The sequence below is a fragment of the Arthrobacter sp. 10L424 genome (genome assembly GCF_056395325.1).
This window is the reverse complement of sequence record NZ_JBFTJH010000003.1, coordinates 149,386-162,640: the sequence shown is the minus strand read 5'-3', so window position 1 is coordinate 162,640 and position 13,255 is coordinate 149,386. Positions and strand designations below refer to the sequence as shown.

Genomic DNA, 13,255 nt, shown 5'->3' with positions numbered 1-13,255 from the left:
TCGACCGCGCCGGAAGCACATGGACCGGACCGGCAAGGAGCAGGCATGGACACGCGAAAGCTGAAGTATTTCCTGGCCGTCGTTGATCACGACGGATTCAACCGCGCAGCAGAACATCTGCTAATTGCCCAGCCTTCCCTCTCCCAGACCATCGCGGGCCTGGAGAAGGATCTCGGCGTGCCGCTCTTCCACCGCATCGGCCGCCGTGCGGTGCTCAGCGAAGCCGGCAAGGAACTCATCGGACCGGCTCGACTGGTCATGCGCGACCTCGACGCGGCGCAGTCCGCGGTCCAGGCACTGAAGGGGGTGCGCAGCGGACGGCTGGACATCATCACCATGCCCTCCCCCGGAATCGAACCGCTGACATCGATGATCGCAGCCTTCACCAAACTGCATCCCTCGGTGCGCCTCAACGTCAGCGCCGCGTTCACTCCGGAGGAAGCCATCGAATCCGTGCGCACCGGCAGCACAGAGATTGGCGTTGCCGGATCACCCAACCCCATCCGGGTCCCGGGCGTCCAGGTCTTGGAACTGGAGCGCCAGCCGCTGATCCTCATCGTCAACCCCCACGCGGATGCGTTCGGCACAGCGACGGCCATCCAGCGCGAGGATCTGGGCGGGCACCGGCTGATCGCCAGCCAGCGCGGCTCCCTGATGCGTTGGCTGGTCGACGATGCCTTGGCCCGCGGCGTCAGCACCGAAATCGTCGTGGAGGTCGCGCACCGGACCTCGATCCTGCCGCTGGTTCTGGCCGGCGTCGGGCATGCGGTGATGCCGTCCTCCTGGGCGCCGTTGGCGCACAAATCCGGACTGCGGACCCTGCTCATCGAACCGGTCTCCAATCTGCATGTCGCCATCCTGAGCCGGAAGGAAGACCTGACGCCGGCAGCCCGCGCCTTCCTCGACGTCGCAGCCCTGCACGCCACGTAACCGAGTGTCGATTGCTCCCGTAACGCCCTTTTGAGTGTCCCAACGGGCACCGTCTCAGCAGTCGATGGAACGGGATCAATAGGCTGGGCCTATTTGCCGTATCGAATCTTGGTCTTGGACGGCACATGGCGCCGGATCGTCTACTTGAAGAGGACAAGCAGTGTGACGCTGCTAACACACTCAACGAGGAGGTAGGCACATGAGCGCCACCCAGAAATTCAGCATCGCATCCATCCCCGCAGACGGAGTCGGCAAGGAAGTAGTCTCGGCAGGCCGCCGCGTCTTGGACGCCCTCGCGGAAAACTCCGGCGGCAAGTTCGCCTTCGAATGGACCGAGTTCCCCTGGGGCTGCGGCTACTTCGAAAAGACCGGCCAGATGATGGACCCGGCAGGACTTGAGAAACTCAAGGACTTCGACGCCATCTACTTCGGCGCCGTCGGCTGGGAAAACGTCCCGGACCACATCAGCCTCTGGGGGCTGCGCCTGAACATCACGCAGAACTTCGACCAGTGGGCCAACATCCGCCCCGTGAAGTTCCTTCCCGGCATCCAGTCACCGCTGCGCAAGGCCGACCACACCGAACTCGATTGGATAGTTGTCCGGGAAAACAGCGAGGGCGAATACGCAGGTCTCGGCGGACGCAACCTCAGCGGCCGCGGCCCGGGCAACGAGGTCGCCCTGCAGACCGCGCTGTTCACGGAAAAGGGCTGCGAGCGCATCATGCGCTTCGCCTTCGATCTGGCCCGGACGCGCACGGTGAAGAAGGTCTCCTCGGTCACCAAGTCCAACGCGCAGCAGTACGGCATGGTGCTCTGGGACGAAACCTTCCAGCGCGTGGCCTTGGACTACCCGGACGTGGCCACCGAGAGCGTCCTGGTTGATGCGATGAGCGCCAAGTTCATCCTGCACCCCGAGGACCTCTCGGTAGTGGTCGCCTCGAACCTCAATGCCGACATCCTCTCGGACCTCGGCTCGGCCCTGGCCGGAAGCCTCGGCCTGGCCGCCAGCGCGAACCTGAACCCGGAGCGACGCTTCCCGTCCATGTTCGAACCGGTCCACGGCTCCGCCCCGGACATTGCCGGCAAGGGCATCAGCAACCCCATCGGCGCGATCGCCAGCGCCGCCCTGATGCTGGACCACTTCGGCCTGCACACCGAGGCCCGCCTCGTCGAAGCGGCCATCGAGGAGACCACAGCCGCCGGATACCTGACCCGCGACGTCGGCGGGGAAGCGAACACCGACGACGTCACCGAAGCCATCATCGCGGCGCTGGCCCGCAGCCTGGCCGCCGTCTAGCGCTAACACTCGACCGGCCGGCCGAGCCGGCGGTCAGTACAAAGCCCGGAGTGGACGGCGGTGCACCAAACCGCCGCCGTTCACTCCGTCACGCTCTCCTTCATCAAGCACCACTCCAGCGACATTCCACAACGAGGTAGGAATCATGGAACACATCACCACCGCCGGCCCGGCCAGCCCGGCCCAGCCGGGGCCAGCTAAGAAGCAGTCAGGCGGGAACGCAGCCCCCAAGACGCGCTGGTACCGGCAGCTGTACTTCTGGGTACTGACCGCCATAGTCTGCGGCATCCTGGTCGGCTGGCTCGCACCGGCCGTCGGCATTGCCATGGAACCCATCGGCACCACCTTCGTCAATTCGATGAAGATGCTCATCGGCCCGATCGTGTTCCTGACCATCGTCGGCGGCATTGCCAGCGTCGCGGACCTGAAGAAGGTCGGCATGACCGGCCTGAAAGCCTTGACCTACTTCCAGGTCGGCACCATCTTTGCCATGGTCTTCGGCCTGGTCGCGATCAACCTGTTCCGGCTGGGCGACGGAGTGAACGCCGACGCGGACTCGATCCAGACGTCCGCATCAGCCGCCAAGCTCATCGATGCCGGGCAGAACCAGGAATGGTGGCAGTTCCTCACCCACATCATCCCCAACAGCATCGCGGGACCCTTCGTTGAAGGAGACATCCTCCAGATCATCTTCATCGCGGTGGTCTTCGGCATCGCCCTGAACGCCATGGGCAAGGTCGGAGCCCCCGTCCTGGACGGCGTGCAGCGCCTGACCGGGGTCATGTTCAAGATCCTTGGCTTCATCATGAAGGCCGCCCCGATCGGCGCCTTCGGTGCGATGGCCTACGCAGTGGGCAAATTCGGCGTCTCCTCACTGACCAGCATGGGCGGACTGATTGCCCTCTTCTACGTCACCTCCATCCTTTTCGTCGTCATTGTTCTCGGCTCGGTTATGGCCTTCCTGAAGCTGAACATCTTCACGATGATTCGCCACCTCAAAGAGGAGTACATGCTCATCCTGGGCACCTCCACCGCAGAACCGGCCCTCCCTGGTCTCATGCGCAAGCTGGAGCACGCCGGCGTGAAGAAGGAAACCGTGGGACTCGTCGTCCCCACCGGCTACAGCTTCAACCTCGACGGCGCAGCTATCTACCTCTCCTTGGCCGCCCTCTATATCGCCCAGGCCACCAACACAGACCTGACCATCGGCCAGCAGCTCGGCCTGCTCGCCGTCATGCTGCTGACCTCCAAAGGCGCGGCGGGCGTCGCCGGCGGCGGCTTCATCGCCCTGACGGCCACCCTGACCACCCTTGGTACCATCCCGGCCGCGGGCATCATGCTCATCTTCGGAATCGACAAGTTCATGTCCGAGTGCCGGGCCCTGGTCAATTTCACCGGCAACGCTGTCGCCACGTTGTTCATCGCCTGGTGGGACCGCACCCTGGACGCGGACCGCGCCCGCCGCGTCTTCGCCGGCGAAACCGTTGAGCCCATGCCGGGCGCGGAGCAGACGCAGCCCGACGGCGCCACGGACCTCGACGATGAATTGAGCAAAATCAGCCGCAACGGGCCCGAGGAGGCCGGCCCCCGGCACGCGGGACCCGCTGATTCCCCCGCGAAGGACCGCACCCCTGCCTACTCGGAGACCGTCTGACATGCACAACGCCACCGCCCCGAGAACCGTCCGCGCCCTCATCGCACCCGACAAGTTCAAAGGCAGCCTCACCGCCGGCGAAGTAGCGGATGCCCTGGCCGCCGGGCTCCGCTCGGCAGCCGGCTCCACCGGCACGGCCGGAGCGGTCCACTGCGAACTGCTCCCTTTGGCGGACGGAGGCGACGGCAGTGTTGACGCCGCCGTCGCCTCCGGCTTCAGCAGGCGCAGCCACACCGTCGCCGGACCCACCGGCCAGCACGTCCCGGCCAGCATCGCATTCGACGGCGTCACCGCCGTCGTCGAGGTCGCCAACACCTGCGGTCTCGCGCTCCTGCCGGACGGTCAGCTGGCGCCGCTGGACGCCTCAAGCCGAGGTTTCGGCGAAGCAATCCTGTTCGCACTCAGCCTGAACCCGGCCCGGATAGTGCTGGCCCTGGGCGGCAGCGCCAGTACGGACGGCGGCATGGGGATGCTCGCCGCCCTCGGCTACGGGTTCCGCGCCGCCGACGGCCGGCACCTGTACGGCAGCGGCAGGGAACTTGCCCAAATCTGCACCGTCCACGGGTCCCCGCTTCCTGAACTGGCCGGCACTGACCTCATCGTCGCGAGCGATGTCCACAACCCGTTGCTCGGCCCCCAGGGCGCACCCGCGGTCTTTGGACCCCAAAAGGGCGCCGGACCCGGCGACATCGCAGCCCTGGACCAAGGCCTGGGACATTTCGTTGCCAAGATGACGGAGGCAGGGTTTCCCAACGCGGCGGCTCTCGCCGGACACCCAGGAGCCGGAAGCGCCGGAGGCATCGGCTACGCCTGCCTGCTGCTGGGCGCGCAGCAGGTCTCCGGCGCCGACTACTTCCTGGACCTGTTGGACTTCAACACCCGCAAGGACAACTGCGACGTCGTCATCACCGGCGAGGGCAGGATCGACGAACAGACGCTGGCCGGGAAGCTGCCCGCCGCCGTCGCACGCCGGTCCGGTCAACGCCCGATCATCGCCGTTGCGGGCCGCTCCCTGCTCCCCCCGGATCGGTGGTCCGATCTGGACCTGACGCGGGTCTACACCCTGGCCGATTACACCGACCAGGATTCCGCCAAGGACCCTGGGCTTTCCGCCGCCCTACTTCGCCGGATCGGACGCGACATCGGAACCAGCCTCCTGTAGCTTCACCGGAGGCAGAAGCGCCCGTCCGGGGGGGTAACACGGGCGGGCGCCTCAACAGTGGCGCCGGCGCGCTCATTGCAGCCGGTCGAGAGCCTCGAGGAGCCGTCCGACCGAGCCGCCAAGGTTCCACTCGGTCGCGAGCCGCTCCAGTTCGGCCCGCGCGTCGCCCGCGACAGGCCGCAGCTGCGCGCCCGCCTCCTCGAGCGTGGGCAGTTCGAGGTCGCGGACGACATTCACGACGGCGGGCGCCACCGCAAGGTAGTCGGCGGCCGCCGCGAGCTTCGACCGCACGGACGCGGACAGCCCGCTTCCGGGATCGGCCGCCGCCGCGAGCAGCCCGTCGAGGGTGCCGTACTCGCCAAGCAACGACGCGGCGGTCTTTTCGCCGACGCCGGCGACGCCCGGCAGCCCGTCGGAAGAGTCGCCGCGGAGGGTCGCGAAGTCGGCGTACTGCCCGGGCAGCACTCGGTACTTGCCCACGACCACCACGTCCGTGAGGACCTCGAGGTTTCTCATGCCGCGCGCGGTGTAGATCACCCGCACCTGCCTGGCGTCGTCGACGATCTGGAACAGGTCACGGTCCCCCGTCACGACGTCGACTGGAAGCCCGGCGTGGCTTGCGTAGGTGCCGACGACGTCGTCGGCCTCATGCTCGGCAGCCCCCACGACAGCGATGCCGGCGAGCCGAAGCACTCGCCGGATCAGCGGAATCTGCGCCTCAAGCGCGTCCGGCACCACCTCCACATCCGGGGCACCCGCGACGACCTCCGCTACGCGGTGCGACTTGTAGCTCGGAATCAGGTCCACCCGCCACTGCGGACGCCAGTCGTCGTCCCAGCACGCCACGAGGTGTGTCGCCTCGTAGTCGGTGGTGAGTCGGGCGATCATGTCGAGCAGCCCGCGGACGGCGTTCACGGGCGTGCCGTCGGCTCGGCGGATCGTGTCGGGAACGCCGTAGAAGGCACGGAAGTACAGCGCCGCGGTGTCGAGCAACATCAGACGTGGGGCCATGACTGATCCTGACACGGCTGTGCCTGTTCGCGCAGGACCGTCCGTTCCGTGTTGTCATCAACGGTCAAGGCGTGACGAACGCACCCGTCCAGCCGGCCGCTATGCGTCCTCTTCCTGGGCGGCCTCGGCAAACAGGGCTCCCTGCGCAGCTTCGGAACCCGACTTCCCGCCCCCTGCGCCGCGCAGAATGAAGGCGATTCCGACGGCGACCGCTGCCCCGGCCAGTGGCCCGGCAACATACACCCAGTAGTGGCTGAAATTTCCGCCGACAAGATCGGGCCCGAAAGTCCGTGCCGGATTCATCGATGTGCCGGAGATGGGACTCCCCCACAGCCCTGCCAGGGCGATGTAGCCGCCCACCGCGAACGCCCCGAGCAGTCCGATGTTCTGGGCCCCGGACGCGGTTCCGAGGATGACGCTTACCAGCGCCAGCGTCAGCAGCGCCTCCATCCAGAACGCGGCGACCGCAGGGTAGTCCGCGGCCGGGTAGTTCGAACCGAAGGTGGCGGAGACGCCGATGACGGCCTGCAGCAGCAGACAGGCGAGCGTCGCGCCGAGGAGCTGAACCGCGATGTAACCCGGCACCCGGCGCCACGGGAAGTCACCGCGGAGCGCGAAAGCGAGGCTGACCGCAGGGTTCAAATGGGCACCCGAGACCTTGCCCATGAACAGGATGATCCCCATCACCATTAGGCCGGGAGCCACCACGGCCGCCGTGCGGCTGATGACGCCGGGGAAGGCCTGGCTCATCATTCCGCCCCCGGCAGCCACAATGACGAGCAGAAAGGTGCCATACAGCTCCGAGAACAGGCGACGCCATTCCTGGCGTGGATCACCGAAATCTTGGATTCTTAGCAGGAGATTCTGCTCGACAGTTCCCAACTCGCTGGCGAGGTTTCGCTCATGCACGTTGGCATCACGCGCACCCTTGCTTACGTTTCCGTTGTTGCCCTGATCTTCCGCCATGGCCCTTCGCCTCCGCCGGTGCTGGCTTCGTGACCTGCCGTGCCCGGTGTGCGGACCGGCACCGCAGAACCCCAATGTACCGCCGCCAAGGTCCGGCTGTCATCGCAGTTCTCGTTGCATTCGGGGGAAGGCAGCACTGCCGTCCGCGAAAGGATCTGGCCGGCCAATTCCTGAGGACTTCCGGGGAACATAGTCCTACGATTCAGCCATGAAGCAAGAGACGTGGACAAAGTATTCCGAGTGGCCCCTCGTCGGCGCGGCCTTCCTATTTCTGGCGGCGTCTTCCATCCTGATCATTGCGGAACCGCCGGCCCCCTACGCGGACGCGCTGGTCATCGTCATCTGGTCAACATGGGCTGCCTTCGGCGTCGACTACATCGTGAAATTGCTCTTGGCGCCACAGCCGGTTCGATGGTTCATCCGCCATCCTTTGGATCTGCTGATGGTGGTACTCCCGGTGATGCGGCCATTGCGGCTCCTGAGGCCTTTCACCTTGCGTCAAGTCATGGACCGGGCCCCGGGAACGGCAATCAGAACGCGCCTCATGGCCTACGTCATTGCATCCGCCCTCATTCTCATCTACACCGTTGCCCTGAGCGTCCTCAGTTTCGAAAAGAGCGCCCAGAACGCGAATATCACCACGATGGGTGACTCCTTGTGGTGGGCCATGGTCACGATCACAACGATCGGTTACGGGGATTTTTATCCCGTTACCGTGCCGGGCCGCTGGGCTGCCGCCGCGCTGATGATCGGCGGGTTTGTCGTCTTGAGTATGGTTACCGCGACCGTGTCTTCCTGGCTGGTGGAGAGTGTCGCCGCCGCAACCAATGCGCGGACGAAAGTGGATGAATCCGCAAGGAACGAGGAGCTGGCCCGGCTCACGGCGCAGGTCGAGAGGCTCCATGACCGAACCCTGGGCCCGGTGGAAACCGGCAGTGGCCATACGGAAGTCAAGCCACGAAAGGAACCAGATTAGGGGGACAATGTTGCCGGTCGCCCGGCTGGCGCGTCAGCCACGAGCGGTGCGCCTGCAGCGCGTTGACGATTCAGCGCCGCAGGGCCACAATCGCATTGTGACGGCGGTCGGGTTACCGACTACGCAGCCATATTGATAAGCCCAAAACCAAGGCGCGTTTCCGCGCTCAGCCGGCACCGACGCCAGGCACGTGTTGCCAGTGGCGGTTCCTGACGTAAGTGGGAGGTCACCGATCATGGCCGGGACCAAAGTCAAGCACCCGAGCGTCGAAAAACGACGTGCCAAGGGTAAGGGATGCCGGGAGCAGACGCCCGTTTCCAGCCACGATGGCTGGACTCCCGCGCCGGACCGCCCGGATCCGGTGGCGCTCCTCGAGGAACAGAACAAGACCCGGGAACAGGACCTGGTGCCGGTGCGCCACGGCCGGATGCTGGTGTCACCGTTCACGTTTTACCGTGGTGCGGCCAAGATCATGGCCGCCGATCTGAAGGACACGCCCCGGGCCGGCCTGCGCGTCCAGCTATGCGGGGACGCCCACCTTTCCAACTTCGGCGTCTTCGCTTCGCCCGAGCGAAATCTGTTGTTCGACCTGAACGACTTCGATGAGACGCTCCCGGGACCGTTCGAGTATGACGTCAAGCGGATGGCCGCGAGTTTCACGATCGCGGCGCGGAACAATGCCTTCACCAAGGAAGAAACGCTGGAGGCCACTCTCTCTGGGGTTCGGGCGTACCGCGAAGCGATGGCCCAGTTCGCGCAAATGCGCACCCTTGACATTTGGTACGCGCGCCTTTCTGAGGAGCAACTGTTGGAAGCCATCAACCTGGCCGTGGCAAGCCAGAAGGGGAAGGCCCTCAAGAAGGCTGCCCAGGGCATGGAAAAGGAGGCGCGGCAGAACGTGGCAAAGGCACACACCAGGGACAGCCTGCAGGCATTGTCGAAGCTCGCCGAGCGCGTCGACGGGAAGTACCGCATTGTCAGTCAACCACCCATCGTCGTTCCCGTCCGGGAACTGGCAGATACGTACGGTATGTCCGGCGATGAGGTTGAGACCGCGGTTCGTGAACAGCTCCGTTCCTACCGGGCCACGCTTCCAGAGGACCGGCGACACCTGCTCGAGCAATTCGAAGTCATCGACGTTGCCCGCAAGGTGGTGGGCGTCGGCAGCGTCGGCACGCGGGCATTCATTGCGTTGCTCCAGGGACGCGATCAAGAGGATCCCTTGTTCCTCCAAGTGAAGGAGGCCACGAAATCGGTGCTTGAAGACCACTTGCCCAAGAGCAAGTTCAAGCAGCCGGGTGAGCGCGTGGTGCAGGGGCAGCGGATGATGCAGGCCGCGAGCGACATCTTCCTGGGGTGGACCAAGGGTGTGCAGGACAACCGGTACCTGTATTGGCGCCAACTGCGTGACATGAAGGGCTCAGCCGTTGTGGAAGGGATGAAGCCGCTCGGCATGAACTTCTATGCCGGCGCATGCGGCTGGACTCTGGCCCGCGCCCACGCCCGCTCCGGCGATCCGGTCGCGATCGCGTCCTACCTCGGCAAGAGCGACAAGTTCGACCGATCCATCACCGACTTCTCCGGGCGCTACGCCGACCAGAACGAAAAGGACTACGAGGCCTTCGCCGAGGCGGTTCGTACGGGCCGCCTGGAGGCAACCGACACCATTTAGGCCTCCACGAGGTCAGGGGCTGGGCGGGAGCGGCGGGGCGTGGTCATCCCTTTTGGCCACCTTTTCCGGGCACTGTGCGGCAATTGCGCGCCGCCCCCTGCCCAGGACGACGACGGCGGCCAGACCGGAGGCTGCGAGGATTGCCACGCCCCAAGCCGTCAGCATTGCGTCAGGGCGGGCGACCGACTGGCCGGCCAGTGCCTGCACCGTGAGCAGTGCCACGCAGCTGGGCAACCTCCTTGCCGGGTTCGCCCCGATGGTCGCTGCGATGCTCCTGACCACCGGACCAATGGGCTGGTTGCCGGTGGCGAATTTTGGGGGCCGCTGCCGCCGGCATCGCGGCCATTGCGGTGATCCGGATGCCCGAGACCGCGAAGATTCCGACGGAGTCGCTCGGTGGCCCGCGGGCGGTTGCCGTGACTAGCCGCCCCAATCCGGATGAACTCCTCCAGCCTGCCCACACACTGGCTGACTAGGGGAAAGCGGCTGACGGTACCGTTCGCAGGCAGCGGCCCGGAGCCGAGCCGCTCACTCCGGGCCGCCGCTCCGCTGGGCTGCAAAGCCGGGCAGCAGGGTGGTGACGAGCCTCTTGCCAAAACCGTCGTCCATGGGCGCGCCGCTCAGGAAGAACCGGTAGTAGATGGGGCCCAGCAGGAGATCGGTGACCATTTCCGGGTCGAGGTCGGCCCGGAGTTCGCCCCTGGCTACGCCGTGGGAAACCAGGGCGCCCACGTCAGCCAGCCGGTGGCTGACCACCCGCTCCCGGTAGACCCTCGCCAGCTCGGGATCGGCGGCTACCTCCGACACCAGGCCCTTCATGATCCGGCCCATCACGGTGGAGCTCATGAGCTCCACCGTCCGGTCCACAAGCTTCATCAGCTCAGTGCCCGCATCCTCAGCGTAGGGCCGCGTGCTGACGTCGCCGACCATATCCAGCAGGACAGCCAGGGCCAGATCATTCCTGGACCGGTACCGGCGATAGATCGTTGTCTTGGCTACTCCCGCCCGCGCGGCAACACCTTCCACCGTCAGGCTGCCGAAACCGGCCTCCCCCAGCAGCTCGCGCGTGGCATCGAGGATCAACCGCTCGGACCGGGCGCGGCGCCCAGCATGCCCGGACTCTGCAGGCTGCGCCGCTGCCACGTCCGCCGGTGACCCGCCGGCCCCCTTAGAGAAATTCATTTCCCAAACCTACCTTCCGTCGGCGTCTCTTTCGGTGCCAATATAGTTACGCAACGTAGCGTTTCGCAAATATCAGCGCGATGCGTGACGGACTAGCCCAAAGGAAGACCGAGATGACCACCGATCGCTACCAGCGCGGACTCGACCGCATGATGGAGCTCGTCTCCACCGAACACGCCAACACTTTCGACCACGCCAAACTCGTGGAGTCCTACCAAAGCCTGGACGCGGACCTGTCCGACTACATCGTCTCTTTCGCTTTTGGGGACATCTACTCCCGGGACAGCCTCACCCAGCAGGAACAGACGATGGTGACCATCTCCACGCTGGTCGCCCTGGGCACCGAGCCACAGCTGAAGCTGCACATCAACACCGGCTTCAACGTGGGCCTGACAAAAGAGAAGATCGTCGGCGCCCTGATCCACTGCATCCCCTACATCGGATTTCCGCGCGTGCTCAACGCCCTGACCCTCGTCAAGACCGTCATGGCCGAACGGGGCCTCATCCCGGAGTCATCCCCGGCGTCATCCACGGACTGAGACAGGTCCTGCACCCGCCGGCAGCACGCCTGCCCCGCTGGGGAATTCCCGGCCACACCCTCCCCGCTCACAGCTAAGGAAAGCTCATGCATTTAGTAATCGGACTCGGACCCATCGGCGGAAACATCGGCGCACGCCTCGCCGAGCTGGGTCAAGGGGTCTACGGCTACGACTCCAACCAGGACCGAATCCGCGAGTGGTCAGAGGAGAACAAGTCGGCCGCCGGCAGCGATCTGGCAGCTGTTGACTGGCCGTCAATCGACAGCGTGCACATTGCCGTGAGATTGGCGGACCAGGTCTCCTCAGTGCTCGAGGCCCTCCAGGCCCATACCGACAAGCCGCTGACAGTCTTCGTCCACACGACCCTCGCCCCGAAGGATGCCCGCAGGATCCTCTCCTCGGCCCCCGGCGCCTGGCGGGCGTTCGAGGCCCCAGTCTCGGGCGGCCCACACGGTGCACGCCATGGCTCGATGACCGTCTTCCTCGCCGGACCGGCCGGCACGCCGGCAGAAGACAAGCTGCTCACCGACATTGCCGGCAGCGTATTCCGGATGGCGTCCTACGGCCAGCCCGCGCTTGTGAAGCTTTTCAACAATGCTCTGGCCACCTACAACCTGGCAGCCACCGCCCGGATGCTCAATCTGGCGGCGGATCACGGAGTGCCGGCCGGCGACCTCCTGGAAGTTGTCGGCGTGTCCACCGGCCAGAGCTGGATGAGCGACAACCTGTCCGATGTCCAGTACGACCTGCTCCTCAAGGACGTGGGACTGCTCAGGGGCGAACTCGGCTCACTGCCCACCGCCGAGCTCGACGGCGACGTCGAACACGCGATCCTTCGCGCACGCTCCCTTCTGAGCCCTGGTTCCCCAAACCAATAACCGCTAAACGGACGCGGCGGCGACAGCGAAATCCAAGGAAGTACCATCCACCGGCGCCAGCGTGCTCCTTTCCCGGACGCAAGCTGCTGAACATTGTCGCGGGAATACCCCACCTCCCCTGATTGTTGAAGATTCAACAAAGCATGTTGTGCCTACTACCAATCAGGAGCATCCATGAGCATTCCCGAAGCACCCGGCGTCGCGGGCAATCCACCCGTCAGCCCGCCACCCGCAGTGGCTACGGCTGGGTCCTCCGACCCGGCGGCGCCACTCGTGGTCCTGCTGCACGGCCGCGGCTCCAGCGAACGCGGAATCATCGCCCTCGCCGACCACCTCCCGGCCGGCCCGGCCTACGCCGCAGTTCGGGCGCCGATAGCGGAGGGCGGAGGCTATGCCTGGTTCGCCAACCGCGGCATCGGCCGCCCGGTTGCGGAATCGCTGGCCGCCTCCATGGCCTGGTTCCGCACCTGGCTCGACACCGCCGCCCCCGCGGGCCGGCCCGTAATACTGGTCGGATTCAGCGGGGGTGCAGCATTCGCCGGCGGGCTGATACTTGACGATCCGCAGCGATACTCCGGAGCGGCCATTTTGTATGGCACCCTGCCGTTCGACGCCGGGGTCCCCGTCACGCCGGACCGGCTGTCCGGCCTTCCGGTCTTCGTCGCCCAGGGCGACCAGGACACAGTGATCCCCCCGGAACTGCTGGCCCGCACCTGGCAATACCTGCAGACGGAATCCGCCGCCCGCACGCACACCCGCCGCGATCCCGGAGGGCACCGCATTACGGAACAGACGCTGGGCGAACTCGGGGACTGGATCCACGGAACCTCGCCCTTCCCTGAAGCCGCCGGGACCCTCCACCCCTGAGCCCCTGGGCCAACGCCAACAGCTTCCGGAAGCCCTTCCGTCAAAATACTTGACGCTTCAACTTTTCAGGAGTACGTTAGTTGTAGCTTCAACTAACGCTCCCTCAGTAGAACAGAATCTG

The 13,255-nt window shown here is 65.6% G+C and carries 13 protein-coding genes; 9 read left to right on the top strand and 4 right to left on the bottom strand.

Annotated features, from left to right (window positions below; genetic code table 11):
* The first annotated feature begins 45 nt into the window (after positions 1 to 45).
* From AC1DC5_RS06315 to AC1DC5_RS06300, 4 genes are all read left to right on the top strand, one after another.
* Positions 46 to 930, top strand: a complete 885-nt coding sequence (locus AC1DC5_RS06315; RefSeq protein WP_441403871.1) for a LysR family transcriptional regulator — start codon at positions 46 to 48, stop codon at positions 928 to 930.
* Between the two features lie 199 nt (positions 931 to 1,129).
* Positions 1,130 to 2,227 carry a tartrate dehydrogenase gene (locus tag AC1DC5_RS06310; protein WP_476864572.1) on the top strand — a complete coding sequence of 366 codons (1,098 nt, stop codon included), beginning with the start codon at positions 1,130 to 1,132 and terminating at the stop codon, positions 2,225 to 2,227.
* Between the two features lie 145 nt (positions 2,228 to 2,372).
* Positions 2,373 to 3,881: a C4-dicarboxylate transporter DctA gene (dctA, locus tag AC1DC5_RS06305; protein ID WP_476864571.1), complete on the top strand. Its 1,509-nt coding sequence runs from the start codon at positions 2,373 to 2,375 to the stop codon at positions 3,879 to 3,881.
* Between the two features lies 1 nt (position 3,882).
* On the top strand, positions 3,883 to 5,043 hold the full coding sequence (locus AC1DC5_RS06300) for a glycerate kinase (protein WP_476864570.1): 1,161 nt from the start codon (positions 3,883 to 3,885) through the stop codon (positions 5,041 to 5,043).
* 72 nt (positions 5,044 to 5,115) lie between these two features.
* On the opposite strand, the gene AC1DC5_RS06295 is transcribed toward AC1DC5_RS06300, so the two are convergent.
* A complete protein-coding gene (locus tag AC1DC5_RS06295; protein WP_476864569.1) occupies positions 5,116 to 6,054 on the bottom strand; it encodes a 5'-3' exonuclease in 939 nt (312 codons plus the stop codon).
* 99 nt (positions 6,055 to 6,153) lie between these two features.
* Positions 6,154 to 7,020, bottom strand: a complete 867-nt coding sequence (locus AC1DC5_RS06290) for an MIP/aquaporin family protein (RefSeq protein WP_476864568.1) — start codon at positions 7,018 to 7,020, stop codon at positions 6,154 to 6,156.
* A 208-nt stretch (positions 7,021 to 7,228) separates the two neighbouring features.
* Between AC1DC5_RS06290 and AC1DC5_RS06285 the strand changes: the two genes are divergently transcribed.
* The gene (locus AC1DC5_RS06285; RefSeq protein ID WP_476864567.1) at positions 7,229 to 7,996 is read left to right on the top strand and encodes a potassium channel family protein; all 768 of its coding nucleotides are present in this window, start codon (positions 7,229 to 7,231) and stop codon (positions 7,994 to 7,996) included.
* Positions 7,997 to 8,231: 235 nt separating this feature from the next.
* On the top strand, positions 8,232 to 9,668 hold the full coding sequence (locus tag AC1DC5_RS06280) for a DUF2252 domain-containing protein (RefSeq protein WP_476864566.1): 1,437 nt from the start codon (positions 8,232 to 8,234) through the stop codon (positions 9,666 to 9,668).
* 12 nt (positions 9,669 to 9,680) lie between these two features.
* On the opposite strand, the gene AC1DC5_RS06275 is transcribed toward AC1DC5_RS06280, so the two are convergent.
* Together AC1DC5_RS06275 and AC1DC5_RS06270 are read right to left on the bottom strand one after the other, a co-directional pair.
* Positions 9,681 to 9,890, bottom strand: coding sequence for a hypothetical protein (locus tag AC1DC5_RS06275; protein ID WP_476864565.1), 210 nt, complete (start codon positions 9,888 to 9,890; stop codon positions 9,681 to 9,683).
* A 306-nt stretch (positions 9,891 to 10,196) separates the two neighbouring features.
* A complete protein-coding gene (locus AC1DC5_RS06270) occupies positions 10,197 to 10,850 on the bottom strand; it encodes a TetR/AcrR family transcriptional regulator (protein WP_476864564.1) in 654 nt (217 codons plus the stop codon).
* A gap of 113 nt (positions 10,851 to 10,963) precedes the next feature.
* Here AC1DC5_RS06270 and AC1DC5_RS06265 point away from each other — a divergent pair, with 113 nt between their 5' ends.
* The 3 genes from AC1DC5_RS06265 to AC1DC5_RS06255 all read left to right on the top strand — a co-directional run bounded on the left by AC1DC5_RS06265 (position 10,964) and on the right by AC1DC5_RS06255 (position 13,134).
* Positions 10,964 to 11,389, top strand: coding sequence for a carboxymuconolactone decarboxylase family protein (locus AC1DC5_RS06265; protein WP_476864563.1), 426 nt, complete (start codon positions 10,964 to 10,966; stop codon positions 11,387 to 11,389).
* A gap of 86 nt (positions 11,390 to 11,475) precedes the next feature.
* Positions 11,476 to 12,267 carry an NAD(P)-binding domain-containing protein gene (locus AC1DC5_RS06260; protein ID WP_476864562.1) on the top strand — a complete coding sequence of 264 codons (792 nt, stop codon included), beginning with the start codon at positions 11,476 to 11,478 and terminating at the stop codon, positions 12,265 to 12,267.
* A 174-nt stretch (positions 12,268 to 12,441) separates the two neighbouring features.
* Positions 12,442 to 13,134 (top strand): alpha/beta hydrolase, encoded by a 693-nt coding sequence (locus AC1DC5_RS06255; RefSeq protein WP_476864561.1) that lies wholly within the window; start codon positions 12,442 to 12,444, stop codon positions 13,132 to 13,134.
* Positions 13,135 to 13,255 lie beyond the last annotated feature (121 nt).